This window comes from Pseudonocardia abyssalis, from assembly GCF_019263705.2.
Lineage (GTDB): Bacteria > Actinomycetota > Actinomycetes > Mycobacteriales > Pseudonocardiaceae > Pseudonocardia > Pseudonocardia abyssalis.
The window spans coordinates 2,240,403-2,266,803 of the sequence record NZ_JADQDK010000001.1; the positions used below are offsets into that span (position 1 = coordinate 2,240,403).

Annotated in this window: 23 protein-coding genes; 13 read left to right on the forward strand and 10 right to left on the reverse strand. The window is 74.0% G+C overall.

Annotated elements, in window-relative coordinates; translation table 11 throughout:
* Window positions 1-12 precede the first annotated feature (12 nt).
* The 4 genes from I4I81_RS10730 to I4I81_RS10745 all read left to right on the forward strand — a co-directional run bounded on the left by I4I81_RS10730 (window position 13) and on the right by I4I81_RS10745 (window position 4,805).
* Complete coding sequence (locus I4I81_RS10730; protein ID WP_218602030.1) at window positions 13-1,242, forward strand: cytochrome P450; 1,230 nt, start codon at window positions 13-15, stop codon at window positions 1,240-1,242.
* On the forward strand, window positions 1,239-1,652 hold the full coding sequence (locus I4I81_RS10735) for a nuclear transport factor 2 family protein (RefSeq protein ID WP_226363878.1): 414 nt from the start codon (window positions 1,239-1,241) through the stop codon (window positions 1,650-1,652). The genes I4I81_RS10730 and I4I81_RS10735 overlap by 4 nt, the downstream gene beginning before the upstream one ends.
* Window positions 1,653-1,986: 334 nt before the next feature.
* Window positions 1,987-4,335, forward strand: coding sequence for a molybdopterin cofactor-binding domain-containing protein (locus tag I4I81_RS10740; RefSeq protein WP_218616012.1), 2,349 nt, complete (start codon window positions 1,987-1,989; stop codon window positions 4,333-4,335).
* Window positions 4,336-4,346: 11 nt separating this feature from the next.
* Complete coding sequence (locus tag I4I81_RS10745) at window positions 4,347-4,805, forward strand: (2Fe-2S)-binding protein (RefSeq protein ID WP_218616013.1); 459 nt, start codon at window positions 4,347-4,349, stop codon at window positions 4,803-4,805.
* 4 nt (window positions 4,806-4,809) lie between these two features.
* Here the strand turns inward: I4I81_RS10745 and I4I81_RS10750 are convergent, their stop codons facing one another.
* The gene (locus I4I81_RS10750; protein ID WP_218602904.1) at window positions 4,810-8,271 is read right to left on the reverse strand and encodes an indolepyruvate ferredoxin oxidoreductase family protein; all 3,462 of its coding nucleotides are present in this window, start codon (window positions 8,269-8,271) and stop codon (window positions 4,810-4,812) included.
* A gap of 134 nt (window positions 8,272-8,405) precedes the next feature.
* On the opposite strand from I4I81_RS10750, the gene I4I81_RS10755 reads away from it, so the two are divergent.
* The 4 genes from I4I81_RS10755 to I4I81_RS10770 all read left to right on the forward strand — a co-directional run bounded on the left by I4I81_RS10755 (window position 8,406) and on the right by I4I81_RS10770 (window position 12,676).
* Entirely contained in the window at window positions 8,406-8,888 is a 483-nt protein-coding gene (locus I4I81_RS10755) for an Lrp/AsnC family transcriptional regulator (protein WP_218602903.1), read from the forward strand.
* Window positions 8,889-8,980: 92 nt separating this feature from the next.
* Window positions 8,981-11,314, forward strand: a complete 2,334-nt coding sequence (locus tag I4I81_RS10760; RefSeq protein WP_218602902.1) for a xanthine dehydrogenase family protein molybdopterin-binding subunit — start codon at window positions 8,981-8,983, stop codon at window positions 11,312-11,314.
* Window positions 11,315-11,322: 8 nt separating this feature from the next.
* The gene (locus tag I4I81_RS10765) at window positions 11,323-11,832 is read left to right on the forward strand and encodes a (2Fe-2S)-binding protein (RefSeq protein WP_218602901.1); all 510 of its coding nucleotides are present in this window, start codon (window positions 11,323-11,325) and stop codon (window positions 11,830-11,832) included.
* A 1-nt stretch (window position 11,833) separates the two neighbouring features.
* Entirely contained in the window at window positions 11,834-12,676 is an 843-nt protein-coding gene (locus I4I81_RS10770; protein WP_218602900.1) for an SDR family NAD(P)-dependent oxidoreductase, read from the forward strand.
* A gap of 25 nt (window positions 12,677-12,701) precedes the next feature.
* Here the strand turns inward: I4I81_RS10770 and I4I81_RS10775 are convergent, their stop codons facing one another.
* On the reverse strand, window positions 12,702-13,001 hold the full coding sequence (locus I4I81_RS10775; RefSeq protein WP_218602899.1) for a VOC family protein: 300 nt from the start codon (window positions 12,999-13,001) through the stop codon (window positions 12,702-12,704).
* Between the two features lie 495 nt (window positions 13,002-13,496).
* On the opposite strand from I4I81_RS10775, the gene I4I81_RS10780 reads away from it, so the two are divergent.
* Together I4I81_RS10780 and I4I81_RS10785 are read left to right on the forward strand one after the other, a co-directional pair.
* Window positions 13,497-14,858 carry a mycothione reductase gene (locus tag I4I81_RS10780; RefSeq protein WP_218602898.1) on the forward strand — a complete coding sequence of 454 codons (1,362 nt, stop codon included), beginning with the start codon at window positions 13,497-13,499 and terminating at the stop codon, window positions 14,856-14,858.
* 133 nt (window positions 14,859-14,991) lie between these two features.
* Window positions 14,992-15,279 (forward strand): BMC domain-containing protein, encoded by a 288-nt coding sequence (locus I4I81_RS10785; RefSeq protein ID WP_218602897.1) that lies wholly within the window; start codon window positions 14,992-14,994, stop codon window positions 15,277-15,279.
* A 12-nt stretch (window positions 15,280-15,291) separates the two neighbouring features.
* On the opposite strand, the gene I4I81_RS10790 is transcribed toward I4I81_RS10785, so the two are convergent.
* The 8 genes from I4I81_RS10790 to I4I81_RS10825 form a co-directional block, all read right to left on the reverse strand.
* Window positions 15,292-17,454 carry a helix-turn-helix domain-containing protein gene (locus tag I4I81_RS10790; protein ID WP_218602896.1) on the reverse strand — a complete coding sequence of 721 codons (2,163 nt, stop codon included), beginning with the start codon at window positions 17,452-17,454 and terminating at the stop codon, window positions 15,292-15,294.
* Between the two features lie 15 nt (window positions 17,455-17,469).
* Window positions 17,470-18,504: an alcohol dehydrogenase catalytic domain-containing protein gene (locus tag I4I81_RS10795; RefSeq protein WP_218602895.1), complete on the reverse strand. Its 1,035-nt coding sequence runs from the start codon at window positions 18,502-18,504 to the stop codon at window positions 17,470-17,472.
* The gene (locus I4I81_RS10800) at window positions 18,501-19,874 is read right to left on the reverse strand and encodes a malate dehydrogenase (RefSeq protein WP_218602894.1); all 1,374 of its coding nucleotides are present in this window, start codon (window positions 19,872-19,874) and stop codon (window positions 18,501-18,503) included. The genes I4I81_RS10795 and I4I81_RS10800 overlap by 4 nt, the downstream gene beginning before the upstream one ends.
* Window positions 19,871-20,512: a BMC domain-containing protein gene (locus tag I4I81_RS10805; RefSeq protein WP_218616014.1), complete on the reverse strand. Its 642-nt coding sequence runs from the start codon at window positions 20,510-20,512 to the stop codon at window positions 19,871-19,873. The genes I4I81_RS10800 and I4I81_RS10805 overlap by 4 nt, the downstream gene beginning before the upstream one ends.
* Window positions 20,509-21,321: an ethanolamine utilization protein EutJ gene (gene eutJ, locus I4I81_RS10810; RefSeq protein WP_226363879.1), complete on the reverse strand. Its 813-nt coding sequence runs from the start codon at window positions 21,319-21,321 to the stop codon at window positions 20,509-20,511. The genes I4I81_RS10805 and eutJ overlap by 4 nt, the downstream gene beginning before the upstream one ends.
* Entirely contained in the window at window positions 21,318-22,706 is a 1,389-nt protein-coding gene (locus tag I4I81_RS10815; protein WP_218603367.1) for an aldehyde dehydrogenase family protein, read from the reverse strand. The genes eutJ and I4I81_RS10815 overlap by 4 nt, the downstream gene beginning before the upstream one ends.
* Window positions 22,707-22,768: 62 nt before the next feature.
* Window positions 22,769-23,056, reverse strand: a complete 288-nt coding sequence (locus I4I81_RS10820) for a BMC domain-containing protein (protein WP_218603378.1) — start codon at window positions 23,054-23,056, stop codon at window positions 22,769-22,771.
* A 77-nt stretch (window positions 23,057-23,133) separates the two neighbouring features.
* Window positions 23,134-23,427 (reverse strand): EutN/CcmL family microcompartment protein, encoded by a 294-nt coding sequence (locus I4I81_RS10825; RefSeq protein WP_218603368.1) that lies wholly within the window; start codon window positions 23,425-23,427, stop codon window positions 23,134-23,136.
* Window positions 23,428-23,647: 220 nt separating this feature from the next.
* On the opposite strand from I4I81_RS10825, the gene I4I81_RS10830 reads away from it, so the two are divergent.
* The 3 genes from I4I81_RS10830 to I4I81_RS10840 are packed head-to-tail and all read left to right on the forward strand — an operon-like array spanning window position 23,648 to window position 26,391.
* Window positions 23,648-24,646 (forward strand): DUF7064 domain-containing protein, encoded by a 999-nt coding sequence (locus I4I81_RS10830; protein WP_218603369.1) that lies wholly within the window; start codon window positions 23,648-23,650, stop codon window positions 24,644-24,646.
* Between the two features lie 4 nt (window positions 24,647-24,650).
* Window positions 24,651-25,670 carry an HAD family hydrolase gene (locus I4I81_RS10835; RefSeq protein WP_218603370.1) on the forward strand — a complete coding sequence of 340 codons (1,020 nt, stop codon included), beginning with the start codon at window positions 24,651-24,653 and terminating at the stop codon, window positions 25,668-25,670.
* Window positions 25,663-26,391, forward strand: a complete 729-nt coding sequence (locus I4I81_RS10840) for a tyrosine-protein phosphatase (RefSeq protein ID WP_218603371.1) — start codon at window positions 25,663-25,665, stop codon at window positions 26,389-26,391. Before I4I81_RS10835 ends, I4I81_RS10840 begins: the two co-directional genes overlap by 8 nt.
* Window positions 26,392-26,401: the final 10 nt, after the last annotated feature.

Consider the following 26,401-nt stretch of genomic DNA (forward strand, 5'->3'; position numbering starts at 1 on the left):
CGAGGCGGACCCATGCAGACCATCACGCTCGACGGGTACGCGGAGGTCCGCGAGGCCTACCGCCAGCACGACCTGGAGCAGGCCCTCTACGACGCGGGCGGGGTCGTGATGGCCGACAGCCTGCTCGTGCTGCACGGCGGCGAGCACCGGCGCCGCCGCCGGGTGGAGAACCGCCTGTTCCGCCGCGGCACGTTCCGGTACTGGGAGCACACGTTCCTGCGCGACGTCGTGCGCGACACGCTCGCGCCCTTCCGCGCAGCGGGCCGGGCCGACCTGTTGGAGATCGGCTACCGGACGGTCATGAACCTCACGGCGATGGTGGCCGGGATCGACCAGCCGACGGGGGGCCCCGAGGAGACCGCCGAGCTGTACCGCCTGGCCAGGAAGTTCTCCGAGGGCGCGACGATGGTGCACACCACCCGCGATCCCGACGTCGTGCGCGCCGAGGTGCAGGCGGCGCTCGACGACTTCGACCGGATCTTCCTGCAGCCCTCGGTCGTCCGGCGCCGGGCGCTGCTGGAGCGGTTCGGGGCCGGCGAGATCGGTGAGGACGACCTGCCCCGCGACGTCCTCACCGCGCTGCTGCGCAACTGGGACGAGCTGGGCATCGACGAGGACGTCCTGCGCCGCGAGTGCGCCTTCTACCTGCAGGCGGGGTCGCACAGCACCGCGAACGCGTTCACCCACGCCGCCGACGACTGGTTCGCCTGGGCCGCGCGCGACCCGCTGGCAGCGGACCGGGCCCGCTACGATCCGGCGCTGCTGCAGCGCTGCGTCCACGAGACGTTGCGACTGCACCCCGCGAGCCCGGTCGCCCAGCGCCGGGCGCTCGCGCCCGTCACGCTGCGCGGCGGTACCGAGATCCCCGAGGGCTCGTTCGTCGTGCTGGACATCGCCGCCGCCAACCGCGACGCGCGGGTCTTCGACCGGCCCGGGGAGTACGACCCGCTGCGCGAGGTCCCGGCCGACGTCCCGCGCTGGGGCCACGCCTTCGGCGGCGGCATGCACGCCTGCATCGGCACCGAGCTCGCCGGCGGCGTCCCCTCCCCGGAGCGGGCGGCAGCCGAGCAGGGGACCCCCGAGCAGGCGGACCCCGATCAGGTGCTCGGCACCGTCACGCTCATGCTCGACGCCCTGCTCACGGCCGGGGGCCGGCCCGACCCGCAGGACCCGCCCCGGCTCGATCCGCACTCGGCGCGCGAGCACTTCGCGAGCTACCCGGTGCTGTTCACTGCTCCGTGACCGGCCGGCCGGGGATCGACGGCGATACCGCGGTCGAGCGGGTCGTCCGCCGGTTCCTCGACGCCGTCGAGAGCCGCGACCCGGACGCCGTGGCCGCCTGCTTCGCCCCGGACGCGACGTACGCGAACGTGCCGCACCCGCCCGTCGTCGGGCCGGCGGGGGTGCGCGGGCTGTTCGCCCCGATCCTGGGTCGCGCCGAGCACGTGCACTGGGAGATCGTCACCGCCTGCGTCGCCGGACACCGCGGCTGGCTGGAACGCGTCGACCGGTTCCGCATCGACGGGCGCGAGTACGCCGTGGAGTGCAACGGCGTGGTCGAGGTCGACGGGGTGCGCGCGCTGATCACCGACTTCCGCGACTACACCGACCTCGGGGTGTGGCGGGCCCGGCTCGGCGACGTGCTGGGCTGAACCCCGCCGGGCCGGATCGAGCGGAAGTAGAGGTCTAACGACGCCTCCGGCCCCGGGTTACGGCAGCGGGACGGACCGCGTCCATCGCCACAACTTCCCCCGATCGGGTGACGATTCGGCCCGAGCGGCCCTCCGACCGGCCGTCCGGGGCCCGGAACGTCGCGTCCGGAGACCCGTCGACGGCGCCCGACGAGCGCCCGTCGGCGCTCCATCACCGAGCGTGAGCGAAAACAGTTCGGTGCGTAGTGAGGAGCTTGACGCCGCTCTCGCCGCTCTGCCAGCGTCCGCCGCCACGGTCAGGTCGACCGGATCCCTCACGACGGAGTGGACGAGGATGACATCACGCGCTCGGCACACCACCACGGCACCGGACCCCGGCCCGTCCGGCAGCGGCAGGCACCGGGTCGCGAGCACCCTCGCGGTGCAGGTCGGCCGCCGACGGATCCTGGCCTACCTGGTCGCCGCACCGGTGCTGGCCGTGGCCACCCGCATCACGATCGACGCCGCCGCCCCCGACACGGCCTCCGCCGCCGTGCCGTCCGGCCCCTCGGTCGAAGAGCTCTTCGACATCGCCGACGCGATCATCCTGGCCGGTGCGCCGACCATGCCGCTGGTGACGCTCGAGATCGGCCTCGACGGTGTCGCCCGCCTCGAGGTCCCCCGAGCCGAGTCCGGGCAGGGCATCACGACGGCGCTGGCGATGATCCTGGCCGAGGAGCTCGACCTCCCCGTCGGCTCCGTGCAGGTGACCTGCGCCGACGCCCGCCCGGAGCTGCTGTTCAACCAGCTGACCGCAGGCTCCGCCTCGGTCCGCGCCTTCTACGACCCGCTGCGCGTCCTGGCCGCCACCGCCCGGGCCCGGATGGTGGCCGCCGCGGCGCTGCGCTGGGGCGTGCCGGCCACCGGGCTGAGCACCGCGGACGGCACGGTCGTCGCGCCCGACGGGCGCACCGCCGACTACGGCTCGCTGACCGCCGAGGCGGCCCGGACGTCGCTGGGCGAGATCACCGTGACGCCCAAGCCGGAGTCCGAGCACCGCGTGGTCGGCACGCCGGTACGGCGGGCCGACGGGTTCGACATCGTCACGGGCCGCAAGAAGTTCACGATGGACCTCGACGTGCCCGGCGCCACGCCGACGCTGCTGCGGCGCCCCCCGACGATGAACGGCACCGTCGAGGAGCTGCTCAACCGGGCCGAGGTCGAGGCCATGCCCGGGGTGCTCGGGGTCGTGGTGCTCCCCAGCGGCGTCGCCGTGGCGGCCGAGACGTTCGAGCAGGCCAGGGCCGCGGCCGACGTCGTCGACGCGCGGTACGGGGCGGGGCCTGTGCCCGACGAGTCGAACGAGACGATCATGGCGAAGCTCCGCGCGGCCGTGCCGCCGCTGCTCGCGCCCGACCTGGGCTCCCTCCCGCTCGGTGCGACCACCATCGACGCCGAGTTCGAGTGGCCCGCGGCCTGCCACGCACCGCTGGAGACCGAGTGCGCGGTCGCCGACGTCCGCGCCGACCGCGCCGAAGTGTGGAGCGGCTTCCAGGCCCCGATCGTCGCCCAGCAGACGATCGCGATCGAGCTCGGGCTCCCCCAGGACCGCGTCACGGCGCACGTCGTGCCGTCCGGCGGGGCGTTCGGCCGCCGGGTCTTCTTCGAGGCGGCGATCGAGGCCGCGAAGGTGTCGCAGGCGCTGGAGCGTCCGATCAAGCTGATGTGGCCGCGCGTCGACGACATGCGCCACGGCCGCGTCCGGCCCCCCAACTTCCACCGCCTTCGGGCCACGGTGGCCGCCGGGCAGGTGCTGACCTTCGAGCAGCGCGTGGCGGGCGTGTCCACCGACTACCGGCACGGGCTCGGCGAGATCCTCACCGCCACCGCCACGGCCCTGCCCGAAGGCAGCCGGCAGGCCGTCGGCAACGACGCCTTCGGCCAGGCCGTCTTCCTGACGATGGTGGCCTCGCCCTACAACTTCGGGGTCTACACGAAGAACCAGTTCGACGTGAACCTCGGCATGCCGACCGCGAGCTACCGCAGCGTGCCCTGCCAGACGGCGCGGGGCTCCGAGGAGATCATGGTCGACGAGGTCGCCGCCGCGCTGGGCCGCGACCCCGTCGAGTTCCGGCTGGAGTTCCTCAAGGAGGAGCGGGCCAAGGCGGTGGTCCGGGCCGTGGCCGAGGCCGGGGACTGGGGCCGCAGCCTCCCCGACGGGGTCGCCCAGGGCGTCGGCTACCACATGGAGAGCCGCGCCCACACCGCCGCGCTGATCGAGCTGGACGCCCGCGACCCGGAGCACCCCGTGGTCACCCGGGCCGTCATCGCCGTCGACGTCGCCCGCACCGTCAACCCGCTCGGGCTGGAGGCCCAGATGCTCGGCTGCCTGGCCGAGGCCATCTCGCTGACCCTCACGGCCGGGCTGCACATCGAGAACGGGCTGCCCCTGGAGGGCAGCTACTCGCAGTACCACTTCGTGCGCCAGCGGGACTACCCCGCCGACGTCCAGGTGATCATCATGCCGGACAACGACGGCCGGCTCGGCGGCGCGGGCGAGGTCGGCATGGCCGCCCCCACGGGCGCGATCGCCAACGCCTTCACGAAGGCCACCGGCATCAAGGCCCGCACGTTCCCCCTCAACTTCCCCGTCGACTTCACCCCCTTCGCCCCCGGCGTGCTCCCCCCGCCGGCCTTCGTCTGAGGAGACCCCCCGTGCCGAACCACTCGTTCACCCTCAACGGCGAGACGGTGGACGTCGACGCCCCCGACGACCTGCCCCTGCTCTGGGCCCTGCGTGACAAGCTGGGGGTGACCGGCCCCAAGTACGGCTGCGGCATCAACGTCTGCAAGGCGTGCACGAGCCTGCTCGGGGACGAGGCGATCAACCCGTGCTCGGTGCCGGTGTCCGCCGTCGAGGGCCAGGAGGTCACCACGATCGAGGGCCTGGCCGACGGCGACGTCCTGCACCCCGTGCAGGAGGCGTGGCTGGAGCAGGACGTCGCGCAGTGCGGCTACTGCCAGCCGGGCCAGATCATGGCCGCGGTCGCGCTGCTGCGGCGCACCAGCACGCCGACCGACGAGGACATCCGCGCGATCGAGAACGTCTGCCGGTGCGGCACCTACTTCCGCATCCGCAAGGCCATCGAGAGCGCGGCGGCGAAGATGGCGTGAAGGCTCAGGCCCCCGCCTCGGCCAGCCGCGCGCGGTAGCGGGCCACGGACTCGAGCTTGACGTCCTCGTACCCGCGCACCATGTCCGGGAGCCCCGCGATGTCGACGGCCGCGGCGTGGGTGGCGGGGGTCAGGCCGGCCACGAGCCGGTCGACCACCGCCCGGTACTCGACGACCAGCTCCCGCTCCAGCCGCCGCACGCGGGCGTACCCGAACACGTCGAACGGGGTGCCGCGCAGCCGGCGCATGGCCCGGAGCAGCCGGAACACCGGGGCGGACCGGCGACCGAGGGTGATCTTGCGCTGCATCCCCAGCGCGCGGAGCGCCGGCGGGTGCAGCCGCCACGCGAAGGTCGCGCCCGCCCCGAACCGCTCCTGCACCTCGGCGGCCAGGGCCGGGTCCAGCGACAGGCGCGCGACCTCGTACTCGTCCTTGTAGGTCACCAGCTTGTGCAGGTGCACCGCGACGGTCTCGGCGAGCGCGGTCGACCCGGGCACCGCGGCGGCCTCGGTCGCCCGCACGCGCTCGACGTCGGCGACGTAGCGGTCGGCACAGGCCGCGTCCTGGTAGGCCACGAGCTCGGGCACCCGGATCCCGACCAGGCGGGCGAGCTCCGAGCCCGCGGGCGCGCCCAGGGCGGGGACGGCGACCGGCCCAGAAGTGGTCACGGCGGCCGTGGCCGGCCGCTCGTCCAGCGCCCCCGGGTCGGCGACGACCTGCCGCCCGCGCCGGAACGCCTGCACGTTCGCGGCCACCGCCACGCCGTTCAGCTCGATCGCCCGCTCGATCTGCGCCGCGGGCAGCGGCAGCGCGCCGGTCTGGTACGCCGCGCCGACCAGCAGCATGTTGGCGTACTGGTCCTCCCCGAAGAGCCGCTCGGCCAGCGCGCGGGCGTCGAACCAGGTGCCCGAGCGCACGGCGTCGGAGATCCGCCGGGACACGGCGTCGACGTCGGGGAACGCGGCCGTGGTGTCGACGACCATCGCGCCGGTCGGCACGCGGGTGGTGGACACGACCGCGACGGTCCGCGCGGGATCGGTGACCGCGAGCGTCGCGGGGTCGGCGGCGACGAGCAGGTCGGCGCCGAGGTAGAGATCGCACTCCCGCGCGGCCAGGCGCCCCGCGGCCTCCACCGGTCCGGCGGTGATCCGCAGGTCGGAGACCACGGCGCCGCCCTTCTGCGCGAGGCCGGTCTGGTCGAGCCCGCGGACGTGGCGCCCGGCGAGGACCGCGGCCGCGGCCAGCACCTGCGCCACCGTGACGATGCCGGTGCCGCCGACGCCGGCCAGCCGCACGGACACCGCGGCGCGGCCGGTGGCCACCGGCTCCGGCAGGTCGTCGGGCCCCAGCGGCGCGGGCGTGCGGCGCACCGACTCCCCCGGGGTGACCGTCAGGAACGACGGGCAGTCGCCCTCGAGGCAGGAGAAGTCGAGGTTGCAGGAGGACTGGTCGATCCGGGTCTTGCGCCCGAACTCGGTGTCGACGGGCTGCACGGACAGGCAGTTCGACTTCTTCCCGCAGTCCCCGCACCCCTCGCAGACCCGCTCGTTGATCATCACGCGCTCGACGGGCGTCGGGACCGTGCCCCGCTTGCGCTTGCGGCGCTTCTCCGCGGCGCAGGCCTGGTCGTGGATCAGCACGGTGACGCCGGGGACGGTGGCGAGCACCTCCTGCGCCTCGCCGAGCCGCTCGCGGGGCCAGACCTCGACCCCCGGGGCGAGGCGGACGCCCCGGTAGCGGCGGGGCTCGTCGGTGGTGACGATCGTGCGCGCCACACCCTCCGCCGCCAGCAGCCGCGTGATCGCGGGCACCGACAGCGCGCCGACGGCGTCCTGGCCGCCGGTCATCGCGACCGTGCCGTTGTGCAGCAGCTTGTAGGTGATGTCGACGCCCGAGGCCACCGCGGCCCGGACGGCCAACGACCCGGAGTGGTGGAACGTGCCGTCGCCGAGGTTCTGCACGAGGTGCCGGGCCCGCACGAACGGCGCCATCCCGATCCACTGGGTGCCCTCGCCACCCATCTGCGTCAGCCCGGTGACCTCGCCGACCTGGCCCGGCTCCATCAGCAGCACCATCGCGTGGCAGCCGATCCCGCCCCCGACCAGCGAGTCCTCCGAAGCGGGCTTCGTCGACGAGTTGTGCGGGCAGCCGGAGCAGAAGTACGGGGTGCGCGTGGTGATCGGCAGGGTGATCGGGCCGCGGCGGCGTGCGCGCCGGGCGTCGTTCCAGGCGACGACGGACGGCAGGTCGGCCAGCCGCGAGGCCAGCGCGATCGCGATCGCGTCGGGTTCCAGCTCGCCGTGCTCGGCCAGCAGCACCGCGCCGTCCGGGGCGCGCTTGCCGTGCACCGCGGGGGCGCCGGGCCGTCCGTAGAGCAGGTCCTTGACGCCGGATTCGACGAACGCGCGCTTCTCCTCGACCACCACGATCTCGCGCAGCCCGGAGGCGAACTCCTCGACGATGCCGGGCTCCAGCGGCCACACCATGCCCAGCTTGAGCAGCCGGACGCCGCGGCGGCGCAGCTCGGTGTCGTCGAGTCCGAGCGCGGTGAGCGCCTGGCGCAGGTCGAGCCAGGTCTTGCCGGCGGCGACGATCCCGATCCGGTCGTCGGCGGTGCGCACCGGGATCGTGTTCAGCCGGTTCAGCGCGGCGTAGCGGCGGGCCAGCTCCAGGCGGCCGCGGTGCAGGTCGCGCTCCAGCGTGCCGAGGACGGGCTGCAGCAGGTGCCCGGTGACGGTGTGCCTCCACGGGCGGCCGTCGAGCTCCAGCTCGGGCACGACGGGCCGGAAGTCCGGCTCGAACCGCGCGGTCGCCGACCCGTCGGCCACGGCCGTGGCCATCTTCAGCCCGGCCCACAGGCCGCTCGCCCGCGACAGCGCGATGCCGTGCAGCCCGAGCGCGACGACCTCGCCCGGGTCGGCCGGGTAGAGCGTCGGGATCGCGAGGTCGGCGAGCGCGAACTCGGACGCGCACGGCACGCTGGAGGACTTGGCGCCGGGATCGTCGCCCACGGCGGCGAGCACGCCGCCGGTGCGGTGGGTGCCCATCAGGTTGGCGTGGCGGATCGCGTCGCAGGCGCGGTCCAGGCCCGGCGCCTTGCCGTACCAGAGCCCGGCGACGCCGTCGTGGCGCAGCTGAGGGTGCAGGGGCCCGCCCGAGACGGCCGCGAGCTGGGTGCCCTGCACCGCCATCGCGGCGGCCTCCTCGTTCAGGCCCGGGGTGAACACGACACCGTGCTCGTCGAGCAGCGCGCGGCGGCGGCCCAGCTCCAGGTCCAGCCCGGCCAGCGGCGACCCCTCGTACCCCGAGACGAACGTGCGGGTGTCCAGCCCGCGGGCGCGGTCGTGGCGCTGCTGCTCCAGCACCAGCCGCACGAGCGCCTGGACCCCCGTCAGGTACGTCTGCGGCGCGTCGTACCGGTCGGCCGGCGAGAACGGGGCCTGCGGTCGGTTGTCGACGATCGTCATGGGGGGGGCTCCTCGGGTGGGGACGGCCCGGACGCTAGGAACCGGGTGGACATCCGTCCAGACTGGATATCGCCGCACCGGGCCATCGGCCCGGTCGTGTGCGCCGGAACCGACCACGAGAGGGCCAACGGACCATGCGCCTCGACGAGCTCGACCGATCCCTGCTGGTGCTGCTGCTGGAACGGCCGCGCGCGGGCCTGCGCGAGCACGCCCGCACCCTCGGCGTCGCCCGCGGCACCGTCGCCGCCCGGTTCCTGCGCCTGCAGGAGTCCGGGGTGGTCTCCGGGCTCGCGCCGCAGGTGTCGCCGCGCGCCTTCGGCTACGCGATGCTCGCCTTCGTGCACCTCGACCTCGCGCAGGGCCGGCTCGACCCCGTGGTCGAGGACCTCACCGCGATCCCCGAGGTGATCGAGGCGCACACCATCACCGGGGACGGCGACCTGCTCTGCCGCGTCGTCGCCCGGGACACCGCCGAGCTGGAGCGGGTGATCCAGCGGCTGATCGAGATCCCCGGGGTGACGCGGACGCGCTCCCAGATGGCCCTGACCCAGCGCATCCCGCCCCGCGTCCTGCCGCTGGTGCGCAGCAGCCGGTGGTCGACCGACCGCCCACGGTGAACCTTGCCCTCCCCGTCGAGCGACGTTAGGTTCCTAACGTCGACTTTCGGTGACCGTCGACACACGGTGGTGGAGACGAGGAGGTCCGCGGCATGGGATCCATGGTCGGCGCATCGGTGGTCCGCAAGGAGGACCCCGCACTGCTCACCGGACGCGGCACGTTCGTCGACGACATCCGGCTCTCCGGCACCGTGCACATGGTGTTCGTGCGCAGCTACACCGCCCACGCCCGGATCCTGTCGATCGACACGACCGGGGCCGCCCGGCTCCCCGGTGTGCTCGGGGTGTGGACGAACGCCGACCTCGAGGGCCTGCCCGCGTCGCGCTCCGTCCCCGGCATGCAGCGGCCGTGCCTGGCGAAGGACACGGTCCACTTCGTCGGCGAGCCCGTCGCCGTCGTCGTGGCCACCGACCGCTACCTCGCCGCCGACGCCGCCGAGGCCGTCCTGGTGGAGTACGAGGACCTGCCCGTCATGGCCTCGATCGCCGCGGCCACGGCCGAGGGCGCGACACCGATCATGGACGGCCTGCCGTCGAACGTGGTGCTGGAGCAGCAGCTCTCGGCCACCGACGCGGAGGCAGAGCTGGCCGCGGCCCCGCACCGGCTCGCGATCGCGCTGGTCAACCAGCGCTGCGCCGCGGTGCCGATGGAGCCGACCGTCTGCCTGGCCGACTGGCAGTCCTCGGGACTGACGATCTGGGCCACCAGCCAGACCCCGCACCACATGCGCAACGAGATCGCGCAGATGTTCGGCCTGTCCCAGCAGGAGGTGCGGTTCGTCGCGCCCGACGTCGGCGGCGGGTTCGGCGCGAAGGCCTCGTTCTACCCGGAGTTCCTGCTCACCGCGGAGCTCTCCCGCCGCCTGCGCCGCCCCGTGAAGTACGTGGAGACGCGCAGCGAGAACATGACGTCGATGGTCCACGGGCGGGCCCAGGAACACGACGTCGAGGTCGGCTTCGACGACGAGGGGCACCTGCTCGCCCTGCGCGTGCGCATCACCCAGGACTGCGGCGGCTGGCCGGACTCCACCGGTATCGGCCTGCCCACGCTCACCTCGTTCATGTCCGGCGGCTGCTACAAGATCCCGACGATCGCGCCGAGCTTCCGGTCCGTCGTCACCAACACCACGCCGGTCGGCTCCTACCGCGGCGCCGGCCGCCCCGAGGCCTCGTACATGATCGAGCGGGTCGTCGACCACGTCGCCGCCGAGCTCGGCATCGATCCCCTCGACGTGCGCCGCCGCAACTTCGTCCAGCCCGGCGAGATGCCCTACGCCACGCAGTTCGAGGGCATCGTCTACGACGAGGCGGACTTCCCCGGCGCGCTCGACAAGCTCCTCGAGCACGTCGACTACGAGGCGCTCCGCACGGAGCAGGCGGCCCGCCGCGAGGACCCGACCGCCCCGCTGCTGGGCATCGGCTTCTCCACGTTCGTCGAGATGGGCGGCTTCGGCCCGACGCCGCTGTTCGAGCAGTTCGGCTACGTCGGCGGGTGGGAGTCGGCCAACGTGCGGCTCAACGTCGACGGGTCGGCGGTGATCAAGGTCGGCACCAGCCCGCACGGGCAGGGCCACCAGACCGCGTTCGCGCAGATCGTGGCCGACCAGCTCTCGGTACCGTTCGAGCGGATCACGCTGATCCATGGCGACACCGCCACCGTGCAGGAGGGCATCGGCACGATGGGCAGCCGCGGCGTCCCCGTCGGCGGCTCGGCGGTGTTCAAGGCGGCCAACAAGGTCCGCGACAAGGCGATCCGCATCGCGGCGCACATGCTGGAGGCCGACGAGTCCGACATCGAGCTCGCCGACGGCCGGTTCTCCGTGCGCGGCGCGCCCGACCAGGGCGTCGACATGGCCGAGGTCGCGGTGCGCGCGTTCAAGCCGCACCTGCTGCCCGACGGCTTCGACCTCGGCCTCGACGAGACAGCGTTCCACGAACCGACCAACCTGTCCTACCCCTCGGGCGCGCACTGCTGCGTGGTGGAGATCGACCGCGACACCGGCAAGGTCCTCATCAGGCGCTACGTCGCGGTCGACGACTGCGGCGTCGTGATCAACCCGCTGATGGCGAAGGGGCAGATCCACGGGGGTGTCGCGCAGGGCATCGCGCAGGCGCTGATCGAGGAGGTCACCTACGCCGAGAACGGGCAGCCCGGCGCGGGCACCCTCGTCGACTACACGGTCCCGTCGGCGAAGGACCTCCCGCGGTACGAGACCGACCACCTGGTCACGCCCACCAGCTTCAACCCGCTCGGCGCGAAGGGCCTCGGCGAGTCCGGGGCCACCGCGGCGCCGCAGGCCGTCGTGAACGCCGTCGTCGACGCGATGGGCCACCTCGGCGTCCGCACGATCGACATGCCCTGCACCCCGCAGAAGGTCTGGCGGGTCCTGAACGCCGCGCTCGCGGCGCACGAGAACGGGAGCTGAGCCCCCCCATGTCCCACCACAAGGTCCGGATCACCGTCAACGGCACGGCGGGCGAGGACGAGGTCGAGGCCCGCCAGCTCCTCGTGCACTACCTGCGCGAGACGCGCGGGCTGACCGGCACCCACGTCGGGTGCGACACCTCCAACTGCGGCGCGTGCACCGTGCTGCTCGACGGGCGGACGGTGAAGTCCTGCACGGTCTTCACCGTCACCGCCGACGGAACCGACGTGCTCACCGTCGAGGGCCTCGACGAGCACGGCGAGATGTCGCCCGTGCAGCAGGGCTTCCAGGCGTGCCACGGGTTGCAGTGCGGCTACTGCACGCCGGGGATGGTCATGTCCGCCACGGGACTCCTGCTGGAGCAGCCCGACCCCGACGACGACGCCATCCGCGACGGCATCGAGGGGAACCTCTGCCGCTGCACGGGCTACGACATGATCGTCGACTCCGTGCGGTGGGCCGCCGCCCACGGCGGAGCCGGCACCGCCGCCACCGCACACGCCGAAGGGAAGGTCTGACGTGGCCGCCGTGCTCCGCGGGCTCGAGGGGAAGAACGTCCTGATCACCGGGGCGGCGAAGGGGCAGGGCTTCAGCCACGCCAAGGCGTTCGCCGACGCGGGGGCCGACATCGCCGCACTCGACATCACCGAGCCGATCGCCGACATCTACCCGCTGGCCACCGCCGGGATGCTGGACGCGACCGTCGCGGCCATCGAGGACCTGGACCGGCGCGTCATCCCGCTGCCGTGCGACCTCCGTGACGAGAGCCAGGTCGAGTCCTCCGTCGCGAAGGCGCTGGACTTCTTCGACGGCCGCATCGACGTGCTCGTCTGCAACGCGGGCGTCGCCGCGCTGGACTCGATCCAGGGCATGCGCAGCCACGTGCTGGACGCGGTGTTCGACACGATCGTCAAGGGGCACATGTACGTGGCGAAGTTCGTCGTCCCGAACATGATCGAGCGGCGGTCCGGGAAGATCGTCAACATCTCCTCGGGCGTGACGGGGTCGGGCCACGCCCAGCTCTCGCACTACGTCGCGGCCAAGCACGCCATCCAGGGCCTGACGTCGGCGTGGGCGTTCGAGCTCGCGGAGTTCGACATCAACGTCAACTGCGTCGCCCCGGCCACGATCCGCCCCGGCGACGGCCAGGGGTCGGGGATGGTGCTGGGGCTGGCCGGCGAGGTCGGCATGACCGCCGACGACGCCTATGAGATGTTCTCCGCCGCCGGCAACATGCCCGGGCCCAAGTGGCGCACGGAGATGCAGAACATCACCGACGCCGTGCTGTTCCTCGCCTCCGACAACGCCGACCAGATCACCGGTCACGTCCTGCGCGTCGACGCGGGGCAGGGCGCCCGCTGACCGCACGGGCCCTCGGGTCCGGCCCTCAGGGGACCGGCTCGATCGCGACGGCCCGCCGGTCGGGGTCCCGGACGACGATCCGCCCGGTCGGGGTGCACCCCGGGACGGGCACGCCCTCGCCGAGCAGCCGGCGGCGCAGGGCCCGCACGTCCCGGGCACCGAGCCGGATCCAGGGGTCCTCCGCCACGGGCTCGCCGGACGGCGTCCGCCGTCCGGCCTGGACCAGCACGAACGTGACGGCCTGGCAGCGCAGCAGGACCCACCCGTCGGCCGCGCGCACGACGTCGCACCCCAGCCGGAGGTAGAAGTCCAGGGAGCGGGTCATGTCCGTCACCTCCGCCCGCGGCACGCGGGCGGGGCGGTCGGGCACTCGGTCGGCCCCTGCGGGGCGGACGGAGGTGGGGCTGAGCGTCGCGGTCATCGGGCCTCCGGTCGGGATGACGGTCACGGGCGGGACGAACGTCCCGCGGGTCGGTGCGCCGGGCCGGGTCGACAGCCCCGGCGCACCGGGTCGCGCGGGCCGCAGCCGGCCGGTGGGGTCGATCGGGCCGCCGCCGGACCACCCGGGGACGCGGATCGTGCGGCGCCCGCCGGGCTGCCGCACCCACCCACGAGAAAACCCCGCACCTCGGGCTGTCGCGGTCGACGCGATACACCGGGTCCGGGGCATAAAGCCGAGCAGCTGTCGCGCTCGGACCCTCACCGTAGGGTCGGGGTGCCCGAGCGGCAACTGGTGGGAACGGGTTGCGGGAGGCACCCCGCGGGTAGGTACCGGGCACGGACGTCGACCACGGGGTCCGCGCCCCCGGAGGAGTCCGCGATGCCGTCCGTCCACCACCAGCTCGTCGTCGTCGGCACCGGCTCGGGCAACACCGTGATCGACGACTCCTTCGCCGACCTCGACGTCGCGATCGTCGAGCGCGAGGAGCGCTTCGGCGGGACCTGCCTCAACGTCGGCTGCATCCCGACGAAGATGCTCGCTTACACCGCCGAGGTGGTCGACACCGTCGAGCGCGCGGGCCGGTTCGGCGTCGACGCCGAGCTGGGCGGGATGCGCTGGACCGACGTCCGCGACCGCGTCCTCGGACGGGTCGACCCGATCGCGCGGGAGGGTCGCGACGGCCGCCGCGACACCTCGTGGATCACGGTGCACACCGGCCACGCCCGGTTCACCGGACCGCGGACCCTCGACGTCGACGGCACCACGGTCACCGCCGACCGGATCGTGCTCGCCTCCGGCAGCAGGCCGCTGGTCCCGCCGCCCGTCGCCGAGTCCGGGCTGCCCTACGAGACCTCCGACACCATCATGCGCCGGGACGGGGTCCCCGGCCGGCTCGCGGTGCTGGGCGGCGGCTACATCGCCGCCGAGTTCGCGCACGTGTTCGCGGTCGCCGGGTCCGAGATCGTGATCATCGAGCAGGGCGGGACCCTGCTGGGCCCACAGGACGAGACCGTCGCGGAGGAGTTCACCGCACTCGCCGCGAAGCGCTACGAGCTGCACCTGGGCCGCGAGCTCACCGGGGTGTCGGGGTCGCCGGGGGCGCTGCGGCTGACGCTGGACGACGGGTCGACCGTCGAGGCCGACACGCTGCTCGTCGCCGTGGGCCGCATCCCCAACGGCGACCTGATGGACCTCGCCGAAGGCGGCGTGGAGGTCGACGAGAAGGGACTCGTGCTCGTCGACGAGCACCAGCGCACCACCGCCGAGGGCGTGTGGGCGCTCGGCGACGTCTGCTCCCCGGTCCCGCTCAAGCACGTCGCCAACCGGGAGGCCGACGTCGTGCGGCACAACCTGCTCCACCCCGACGACCTGCGGTCCGCCGACCACGACACCGTCCCGTCCGCGGTGTTCACCGACCCGCAGATCGCCCAGGTCGGGGCCACCGAGCAGGAGCTGCGCGAGGCGGGCACGCCCTACCGGGTCGGGACCACCCGCTTCGGCGACACCGCCTACGGCTGGGCGATGGAGGACGACACCGGGTTCTGCAAGGTCCTCACCGACCCCGACACCGGCACGATCCTCGGCGCACACGTCATGGGACCGCAGGCCCCCACCCTCATCCAGCCCCTCGTCCTCGCCGTCACCCTCGCCATCCCCGCCCGCACGCTCGTCGACCGGCCGTACTGGATCCACCCGGCGCTCACCGAGGTCGTCCAGCAGGCGCTCATCGCGGCCACCTGACCCTCCCCCGGCGGACAACACCGGGGCAGCCCGTTGTCCTGCGCGGACAGCTCCCGGCGCCGCCCGACGGGTTAGCGTCGAGCCCTCGGGAGAGCGAGGGCGCGCCGGACGCCACCCGGAGGAGGAGACCGCCGTGGCAGGTGCAGTGGGATTCGTCGAGACCAAGGGCCTGGTCGGGGCCATCGAGGCGGCCGACGCGATGGTCAAGTCCGCGAACGTCGTGATCGAGGGCTATCGCACCATGCGCAACGGCCAGGTCTCCATCGTGGTGCGCGGCGACGTCGGGGCCGTCACGGCGGCGGTCGCCGCGGGCAGGGCCGCCGCGCTGCGGGTGGGCGAGCTGTACACCAGCCACGTCATCGCTCGCCCGCACGACGAGACCGAGGGCGTGCTCGCTCAGGCGATCACCCCGACCGCGTGACCCTCCGGGCCGTCAGCCGGTCTCCTCGGTGGCGGTCCGGTTGATCTGGAGCAGGCGCAGCGCGAAGTCGGCCCGCATGCGGTCCTCGTGGCGGCTCAGGTCGAGGCCGGTGAGCTGACGGATCCGCTCGAGGCGGTAGCGCAGGGTCTTGTGGTGGATGAACAGCCGCTCCGCCGCGACGCGCTGCGAGCAGTCGGACTCGAAGAAGACCCGCAGGGACCGGACCAGTGCCCCGTCGTTGTCGCGGTCGTAGGCGACGAGGGGCCCGGTCACGTCGTCGATGAAGGTCTGCAGGTCCGGGTCGTCACCGGTGCCGAGCAGCAGGCGCACGATGCCGAGCTCCTCGTAGAGGAACGCGGTGTGCCCGCCGAGCCGCCGGGCGGCCGACAGCGCGGTGCGGGCCTCGTTCAGGGCGCTGGGGAGCTCGATGGCGTCGTCGTGCTCGCGGCTGACCCCCCAGGTGACCCGCAGCCCGGGCTGGTCGCGGTGGACCGCGGCCGAGACGGCCGCGACGAGGTCCTTCGCCGCGGCCGGGTCGATGTCGGCGGCGATCGCGACGAGCAGGTCCCCGCGCAGGCTCGCGAGCGTCAGCCCGCGGCCGTCGTCGAGGGACCGGACCGTGCGCAGCACGTCGCGACGGACCCGGTCGGTCTGCGAGGTGTCCCAGCCCTCCTGCGCGGCGAGGTCCTCGACGTTGTCGATCTGCCCATGCACGACGCGCAGGGCGCCGGTCAGGGTGACGCCCAGCTGCTGCGCGCGGGTGCGGGCGGCGACGCGGTGCTCGACCGGCCCCTGCAGGAGGTCCCACAGGACCTGCTCGATCGCCTCGGACCGGGCCCGGCTCGCCGCGCGCTGGCGCAGCAGGGCCAGCGAGCACGCCATCGCGACCTGCCCGGCGACGGCCTCCATCAGTTCCGAGGACTGGCGCCCCTGGACCAGCAGCACCCGGCCGACCTGGTCGCCGTCGGCGTAGACGGGCCGGATCCAGTGGGTCGGCTCCCGCGGGACCGCGCGCCGGGTGGCCGCCGACTCCGGCAGCCGCCCGGGCAGCGATCCGACGACCTGCGACCCGGTGTGCGAGGCGATCATCGCGCCGTCCGGGCCGTAGACGCCGACCTCACAGTCGAGCTCGACGGCGACGGTGCGGGCGATCGCGGGTAGCCCGCCGCCCTCGATGACGGTGGTCAGCAGCGTCTGCTGCAGCCGGGAGGAATGGTCAAGCACGGCGACCTGGTGCTGCAGCGCGTCGCGGGCACGCTCGGTCTCCGCGGTGGACGCGGCCTGCTCGTCGTGCAGCCGCGCGTTGTCGATCGCGATCGTGGCGAAGTCGGCCAGGGTGACCATCCGGCGGATGTCGTGCTCGGTGAAGATCGACCGGCGCCGCCGCCACACCTCGAGGACGCCGATGAACTCGCCCTGCAGCCGCAGCGGCACGGCCAGCGCGGACCGCGTCTCCTCGCGCTCGGCCAGCGACATGAAGTCGTGGCTGATCGTCTCGTCGTCGAGGTAGGAGTCGACCTTCGCCGGCTCACCGGTCAGGAACACCAGCCCCGCGACGCCCTGGCCGCGGTGCATCCGCAGACGCGCGGTCTCCGCGACGCGGTTGCCCACGCACGAGCGCATCCGGACCACGTCGCCCTCGCGCAGCATCACCCCGCAGATGTCGGCGTCGAGCAGGCCCATGGTGCGTTCGGCCACCGACAGCAGCAGGCGGTCGACGTCGCGCACGGACAGCAGCTGGCGGACGACGTCCCGGATGACCCCGGCCTCCGCCCCCGCCGCGTCGATCTCCCGGGTGGTGGTCTGCTGCCGTAGCAGCAGCGACAGCCACGCGCACGCCTGCCGCAGGAGGCTCGTCCACTCGGGCTCCCACCGGGCCGAGGGGTCCCAGCAGACGGCGACCGATCCGCCGTCGGCGGCGATCACCCCTTGACGGGACCGGCAGCTCCCGTTCGTCACACCGGTCTGGGGCAGGCCCGCGACACCGGTGCCGGGCCCCGCGAGGGCGGTCCAGCGCTCCCCCGTCCATGCCGCGACCGTGACGGGCGTGCCGGAGAGCAGCGAGGCGCGTCCGGCGAGGTCACCGGCGGCCTCGCCGACGTCGGCGGGCAGGGTCTGCAGCAGGTCGGCGAGGCTGTCGCGCTGGGCCCGCAGATCCAGCTCGGACAGGGTCATCGGTGCCTCCGCCGCTCAGAACGCGATCAGCGACTTGAGCGTACGTCGCTGCGCCATGCGCCGATACGCGTCCGGAACGCCGTCGATGTCAACCGTCTCGGACGCGACGACGGTCGGATCGACCGCCCCGGAGCGCACGAGGGCGAGCAGCGCGTCGCCGTCGCGCATGAGGTCGCCGATGGCGAACCGCAGCGTCAGCTCGTCGGCGAACGCCCTGGCGACCGGCAACGGCCAGGTCGGGTCCGCGTGCACCCCCACCGAGACGATCGTCCCCCGCCGACGGACGAGCCCGAACGCGGACTCGAGCCCGCGCGGACCGCCGATGGCGTCGATCACCGCGTCGGCCCCGCGGCCGTCGGTGACCTCGTCCACGAGGGCGCGCGCCCCGTCGGGATCGGTGCCCAGTGCGCCCTCGCCCGCGGCCAGCGCCCGCCGCTGCTCGACCGGCTCGCTCACCACCACGACCCCCGCCCCGCAGGCCTGCGCGGCGAGGCTCGTGAGCTGCCCGACCGGTCCGCCGCCCAGTACCGCGACCGTGTCGCCCGGACGCAGGCCGCAGCGCTGCACGGCCGCGTAGCCGGTGGCGAGGGTGTCGCCCAGGAACACCGCGGCGTCCAGCGCGACGTCGTCGGGCACCGCACACAGGACGGTGTCGGCGAACGGGACCCGCACCAGCTCGGCCTGGGACCCGGCCAGCGCCGGACCGAACGCGGCTCCGGTGCCGAAGAACCGGCGCTGCCCGCACTCCCAGTGGTCACCGCGGCGGCACCACCAGCAGGTGCCGCAGGCGGTGAAGTCGGCCCCGACCACCCGGTCGCCGACGCGGTGGCCCACCACCGCGGGCCCGACCTCGACGACCTCCCCGGCGAACTCGTGCCCGAGGACCGTGCCCCGCGGCACGTGCTCGGCGTGGGAGACGATGTGCAGGTCGGTGCCGCAGACCGCGGCGCGGCGGACCCGCACGACGGCGTCGGTGGGGTCGGCGACCGCGGCGTCGGTGACCGACTCCACGCTCACCCGGCCGTCGCCGCCGAACACGACCGCCCTCATCCCGGGACCGCCAGTGCTCCGACGCGCTCGCGGATCCGGTCGGCGGCGGCGCGCAGCGCGGCGAGCTCGTCGGGGCGCAGGTCCAGCTCGACGATCTCGCGGACCCCGCCGCGTCCCAGGCGCACCGGCAGGCCGACGTAGACGTCGCGGATGCCGTAGCTGCCGTCGGCCAGCACCGCGGCGGGCATGACCTCGCCGCTGTCGGCGGCCATGGCCAGCACCATCCGCGCCGCCGACGTCCCCGGCGCCAGGAACGCACTGCCCGTCCTCAGCAGCCCTACGACCTCGGCCCCCGACCCGCGGGCCCGGTCGACGACGGCGTCGACCTCCGGGCCCAGCGGCCGTCCGTCGGCGCTGGCCTGCGACAGCGGGATGACCATCTCCTCGCCGTGGCTGCCGAGCGCCCAGCCCTCGATCCGGTCGGCGCGGGTGGTGCCGCCCAGGGAGGCCAGTGCCCGGAAGCGCGCGGTGTCGAGCACCCCGGCCATGCCGAGCACGCGCTCCGGGGGGAAGCCCGACGCCCGCCAGGCGTGCTGGGTCATCTCGTCGAGCGGGTTGGTGACCACGACGACCACCGCACGCGGCGAGGTGTCCGCGACCCGTGCGGCGACGTCGCCGACGATCGCGGCGTTCGAACTGATCAGGTCCGACCGGCTCATCCCCGGCTGCCGGGCCTTCCCCGCGGTGATGACCACGTAGTCGGCGGCCCCCGCCGCCTCGACCGTGCCGGCCCCGCGCACGCGCGTGGCGAACCCGCTCAGCGCCGCGGTGTGCGTGAGGTCCAGCGCGATGCCCGCGGCGCGGCCCTCGTCGACGTCGACCAGTACGACCTCGTCGAACACGTCGGCGTCGGCCAGGCGCATCCCGATGATCGTCCCGACGTTCCCCGCGCCGACGACGACGACCCGTCCACCGGCGCGGTGCCCCGGGCCGCCGGGCCGGCCGGGCCCGGTGCCGGCGGGGCGGACCTCGGGCGGCAGCGGTGCGCCACGGCGGTACAGCGCGCCCGACGGCGGGCGGACGGGCGGCGGGGCCACCTCGGCGCGGTGCCCCACCGCGGCCCGGCTCGCTGCGGCACCGGCGGGCGACGGCATGGGCCGCCCCGCAGCCGGGGGCCGCACCGCGGCGGAGGTGGCGGACGACGGGGTCCCGGGCGACCCGGCGCCGCGACCCGGCTGCGGCACCGACGACGACGGATACCTGCGGTCCCCCGCCACCGCGGCGGCGGTGCCCGGGGTGGCGAGGACGATCTCGACGCCCAGCTCCCGGGCCCGCTCGCGGGCCAGCGGGGTCACGATGTCGCGGGCCCCGACCGCCAGGATGCCGCGCCGCGCCGCCTCGTCGACGTCGGAGGCGCCGAAGACCGTCACTTCTTGTCCTCCCGGCCGTGCATCCCCTCCAGCGCGGCGACGGCGGCGTCGCGGGCGGTCTGCACCTCGCTCTCCGTACCGGAGAGGAACATGCGCCCGAACCGGCCGACGGCGCGCAGCTCGATCACCGTGATGTTGGCGGCCTTCTCGGCCTCGTTGGCCGCGACGGCGATGTAGGCGGCCGGGGCCACCTCCATCACGAACAGGCTCTGGCCCGGCATCATCATCGAACCCTTGCGCCACTTGTTGAGCAGCTGCGCCTGGTAGGCGTGGACGTTCGTGATGAACTGGGTCGAGTGGATCACCGGCTTGATCCGGTCGGCCTCGGTGAGGCCCATCTCGTCGAGCACGGCCTGGCCGGACGCGAGCACCTCGGCCTGCTGCTCGGAGTGGATCTCCAACAGGCCGAACTCGCGCTCGATGATCTGCAGCGCCGGGCGCACACCCGCGGCCTTGAGGGCGATGTCGGCGGCCCGGAACACCTCGTTGCCGGGGGCCATCTCGATGTAGAGCTCCGCCATCCCGGCCAGCGGGACGTCGCCGGGGCTGGTCGCCGCGATGTGCGCCGCGCACTGCGGCTGCATGCGGTCGACGAAGGCGTAGGTGCGCAGGGTGGGGGTCGGGCGGGGGCTGCTCATGCCGCGGACCTCGCGATGCCGATCGGGGTGATGAGCAGGGCGTGCGGATAGGACACGACGGTGCGCTCCAGGTACTCGGCCAGCACGTCTCCCGCGCCGGTGATCATCAGGGCCCCACCCGCGAGGTGCAGCGGCAGCTCCTCGGCGTCGCGGGTCATGGCCCGCACCGACTCGGCGATGCGCTGCAGCCCGGGGACGAGGACGGGCAGTGACTCCCGCTGGTGTGCGCGCTTGTGCACCTCGGCGTCCTCGACGGACAGCCCGAGGGCCCCCGCCAGCACCAGGTCGAGGTGGTGTCCGCCGCCCGCGCGGTCGTCGAGGGCGTCGAGCCGCCCGCTGCGGAACACCCCGACGCCGGTCGAGCCGCCACCGACGTCGACGACGACACCGTCGACGACCTTCAGTGTCCGCTGCGCCGCGGTGACCTCGTCGACGAGCACGACGTCGGTGAAGCCGGCCGACTCGCACACGTAGGTGCACGCGCGCGCGTCCTTCACGGGGATGCACGGCGGGTACGCGGTGGCCACCGACGTGAGTACGACGCCGAGTGCCTCCTCCGCCCGGTTCCTCAGCAGCCGCACCGTGGCGGTCGCCCGTGCGACGTCGACGACCACCCCGTCGCGCAGGGCCGCGGAGGGGTGGCTGTCGACCCAGACCGGCCGGTCGTCGGCGTCCAGCACGACCAGCACACAGCTGGCCGTGCCCAGGTCGACGCCCACCCGAAGCGGACCGGCCGGGGGCCCGTCCGGGGTCGCGCCGACCATCCCGGACGCCGTCTCGAGCAGCTGCCGCGGGTCTTCCCCGCTCACAGCTCCACCGGGTCGTACACGGTCCGCCACGGCCGCACCTCGTGGGCGATGCGCTTGATGTTGATCAGGTGCAGCGGGGTGACGTTGTCGGAGCAGATCGAGCCGCTCCAGGTGCCGGTGCCGAGCTGGAAGGACGGGTCGACGTCGGTCGAGTACCCCATCCCGCCGAACAGCGCCGGGGTGTTGATCACGATGCGACCGGCGGGGAGTGTCCCGAACGGGGCGATCTCCGCGGGATCGGCCGCGTGCACCGCGCAGGTGTGCCCCTCGCCGTCGAGGGCGAGGATCTCCCGGCACCGCGTCCAGCCCTGCGCGGCGTCGCGGACCCGGTAGACCGACAGCACCGGCCCGAGGATCTCCCGCGACAGCGGGGTGTCGACGCCCACCGAGTCCAGCTCGGCGGCCAGCACCCGGGTGGTCGTGGGCACCGCGAAGCCGGCGAGCTCGGCCAGCTTCACCGCGGTCTGGCCGACCGCGGCCGGTCGCAGCGCGCCGCGGTCGTCGAACAGCACCCGGATCAGGCGCTCCTGCTGGGGCGCGTTGAGCCAGAACGCGCCGCGCTCGGCGAACGCGGTGAGGAACGCCGCTGCGACCGCCTCGGCGACGACGACCGACTGCTCCGCGACGCACGCCGTGCCGTTGTCGAACGACTTCGAGGTGATGATCATTTCGGCGGCCTCGGCCGCGTCCGGGACGCTGACGCCGACGTAGGCCGGGACGTTGCCCGCGCCGACGGCGATCGTCGGCTTGCCGCTGGAGTACGCGGCCCGCACCATCCCGGGCCCGCCGGTCGCCAGCACCAGCGCGATCTCCGGGCGGCGCATGAGCTCCTGCGTGGCCGGGAGCGTCGGGTTCTCGATGCACGAGATCAGGCCCTCAGGGGCGCCGGCGGCGACCGCGGCCTCGGCCATGATCTCCGCCGTCCGCAGTGTGCACCTCGCGGCGCGCGGGTGCGGCGCGTGCACGATCGCGTTGCCCGACTTCACCGCCGCGAGGCTCTTGAACAGCGTGGTGGACGTCGGGTTGGTGACCGGGATGATCCCCGCGATCACGCCCATCGGGGTGCCGACGGCCGTGACGCGGGACTGCTCGTCGACCCACAGCACACCGACGGCCCGCCGCTCCAGCATCCACTTCGCGACGAAGCCGGTGTTGTAGCGGTTCTTGTAGATCTTGTGCTCGTACAGGCCGTAACCGGTCTCGTCGACGGCGAGGCGTGCGAGCTCCTCGGCGGCCTTCGTGCCGGCCAGCGCCATCGCGCGGACGATGTGGTCCAGGGTCGCCTGGTCGGCGCCCTCGAGCTCGTCGAACGCCCGACGGGCCGCGCGGGCCTTCGCCCGCACGTCGGCCAGACCGGTCAGGTCGGCATCCAGGGATGCGGTCATCTCCTACACCTCGAAGACTCGGTCGGTCGGTCGGTCGGTCGGGGACGGGACGGAACCGGCCGTCAGGCCTTCGGGCGCGTGAGGATCGCGAGGATGCCCTCGGTCTCGTCGTGCGGGCGCGGGATCACGTGGACGGAGACGACCTCGCCGGCCTTCGCCGCCGCGACGGCGCCCGCGTCGGTCGCGGCCTTCACCGCGCCGACGTCGCCGCGCACCATCACCGTGACGAGACCGCCACCGATCTCGCGGTGCCCGACGATCTGCACGTTGGCCGACTTCACCATCGCGTCGGCCGCCTCGATCGCGCCGACCAGGCCCTTCGTCTCGATCAGCCCGAGCGCTCCGCGCATCGCGGGAGCTCCGGTGCCACCGGTCGGTGTCGCCATGCGGTCCTCCGTGTGAGTCGTGTGTCGTGGTCGGTCGTGCGTCAGGTGTTGCGGTAGGTGACCGAGCCGCCGCGGATCACCGTGTCGGCGATGGCCACCACCGCCCGGTCGGTCGGAGCGTCGGCTCCCGCGGCGACCCGCGCCGCACCGCCCGAGGCCACCAGGACGATCTCGCCGACGCCGGCGCCGACGAGGTCGACGGCCACGTAGACGGGGCCGTCGACATCCTGCGGGCCCTCACCGGTGGAGTCCTGGAGCAGGAGGAGCGTGAACCGGTCGAGTCCCGACTGCTTGACCGTCGAGACGACCTGGCCCAGCACTCTGGCCAACTGCATGGCGGTCACCTCCGTCGGTGCCGGTGGCATCACGGGGCGAGCTGCCGACGGCCGGACAGTAGGTCGACGGATCGACACCTGGCCCTATCCCGCCGGGACAAGGTCGCGCGGAGCCGTTGTCCGCGTACGCACTGGATCGCTCCCACCCGACCGGACACTCTGGGCGGGTCCGGAGGCGCACCAGGCGTGTCCGGGGCACCGACGCGAGGAGGGTTCATCGGTGATCCGTCCCGAGGACGCGCAGTTCCATGCCCCGACCAGCGACGACCCGCTGTGGGCCGAGACCAACTACTTCGGCCTCTACGCGGGCCAGGACACCGACACCCCGATGAACATCGGCGTGTACGGCCTGTTCCGCGAGCCGATCGGGGTCGTCGGATCGACGGTGTCGGTCAACAGCCGCCGCGTGACGATGCCGTGGGCGGCCGACTACTGGGACGCCTGGGAGCACCTCGTGGTCCCGCAGCCGTCGAACCTGCTCGACTACCGGCTGGCCAACGGGCTGAAGGTGGTCTGCAGCGAGCCCAACAAGGTCTGGGACGTCGACTACTCCGACCCCGACGCCGATCTCGAGCTGCACTTCCGCTTCACCGGACTGTCGGTCCCCTACGACGTCAACGACCCCGAGCAGGACCCGATGGCCGCCGACAAGGACATGGACCTCACCTGGGGCCACGCCTACGCCGGTCACTTCGACCTCACCGGGCACGTCGAGGGCGAGATCCGCCTGCGCGGTGCCACCACCCCGATCGACTGCGTGTCCACCATGGACCACAGCTGGGGTGTGCGGGCCGAGCGCCAGACATCGCGCCTGAGCTGGCTGCACGCGCACTTCTCGACGGACTTCGCGGTGCACGCGCTGTTCGACTTCGGAACCGGGGCCGGGCCGGACGGGGCGTCGCCCCTGACGATGACCCACGGCTACGTGCTCGACCACGGCGAGCTGCACGGGCTCAAGGCCGGTGGCGGCACGACCCACCGCGCGGGCTTCTACCCCGACGCCATCGAGGTCTCGGTCACCGACTCCTCCGACCGCACCTGGGACCTGGAGGGCACCGCGCTCACCACCTTCCCGTGGCAGGCGTGGCCCGGCACCGTCGGGCACAACGCGCTGCTGCGCTGGACGTGCGGCGGGCAGACCGGCTACGGCGAGTGCATGGACTTCATCGGGCTCGGCGAGCTGGGCGCGGCGTACCACCGGGTCCACGGCACGGGGTGACCCGGTGAGCGCCCCGCTCCCCCCGGTGCGCGCGGTGATCTTCGACCTGGACGGCACGCTGGTCCAGACCCGGATCGCCTCGTGGGAGATCTTCGAGCGGATCAGCAAGCGGTTCGAGCTGGGCATCGACCGGCCCGAGCAGTACTTCGACCTGTTCCGCGGCAACGTCTTCGAGTCGATCCGCACGCTGTGCCGCGACGACGAGCACGCCGCGCAGGCGAAGGCGGCGTTCCTGGAACTGCTGCGGGAGGAGTACACGCCGCCGCTGGTCCCCGGGGTCACCGACGTCGTGCGCCGGCTCGCGGGCGAGTGCACGCTCGCGGTGATGTCGTCGAACGCCATGCAGGTGCTGCGGCGCGTGCTGGTGGCCAACGACCTCGCGTTCTGCTTCGCGCACGTGTTCGGCGGCGACGTGGCGCCCGACAAGCGGGCCGCGATCGGGGCGTTCCTCGCCGACTCCGGCAGCGGCTTCGGCCGCCGCTGCGCGGCCGACTACGACGAGGGCGGTCGGCGGCTCGACCCCGGCCCGTCCAGCACGGTGCTGGTCACCGACACCGCGGGCGACGTCCGCGACGCACTGGCCGCCGGTATCCGCGTGGTCGGCGTCGCCTGGGGCATGCACTCGGTGGAGGAGCTGACGGCGGCGGGCGCGGAGTTCGTGGCGCTGTGGCCGCAGGAGATCGCGGCGCACCTGCTGGGCGACGCCGCGTCGCGGCCGGCGGAGGGGGCGTGCGCGGTTCCCGCGGGGCCCCCGGCGGTGGCGACACGATCAGCGGCGGCGGCACCGGCGGTGGCGGGCGGCGACGGGACGGCGGCCGCGCAGGTCCGGGCCGCGGCTGCGGTCCGCCGGGCCCGCCGGACCGGTGCGTCGTCGGCGGCGTCCGACTCCCCGGCCGGTCACTCCCCGGCCGCCGCTCCGTCGGCCGCGTCCCGACCGGATTCGGCCCGACCCGGGCGGATGTCCGCGCCGGCCGCGTCCGAGGAGCTCCTCGACGCGGTGCGACGGGTGTGCCGACGTGGCTGAGGAACGGGCCAGGGCCATCGAGGGCGCGTTCAACTTCCGCGACCTCGGCGGCCTGCGGACCCAGGACGGCCGGGCGATCCGGCGGGGCGCCCTGTTCCGCAGCGACACCCTCCAGGCGCTGAGCCCCGCAGACGTCTCCTACCTCGTCGACGAGCTGGGCCTGGAGCTGATCGTCGACCTGCGGATCGGTCCCGAGGCCGTCACGGAGGGTCGGGGACCGCTCGCGGCGACGCCCGTGAGCTACCTCAACGCCCCGCTGCGCGACCTCCCCGTTTCCGACCTGCCCCCGGCCGAGCAGAGCCTGCAATTCTCCCTCGAGCACCTCGGGTCGCCGGCGTCGCCGCTGGCCACGGTGGTGCGGGTCGTGAGCGCGCTCGCCGGACGCCCGGTGCTGGTGCACTGCGCCGCGGGCAAGGACCGGACCGGGCTCGTCACCGCGATGCTGCTGCGGCTCCTGGGCGTCGACGACGAGGAGATCGTCGCCGACTACCTCCGCACCGGGGAGAACATGGCGCGCGTGATCGAGCGGTTCCGCGGCTGGCCCCGCTACCGCGACCACATGGCGGCGGTCCCCGCCGAGGTCTACCAGGCCCACGAGCACACGATCCGCGGCTTCCTCGACGGCCTCGACCGGCTCCACGGCGGGGCGCAGGGGTGGTCGCGCTCACGCGGCATCGACGACGGGGTCCTGGACCGCCTGCGCGCGGGCCTGCTGGCCTGAACCGACCCGA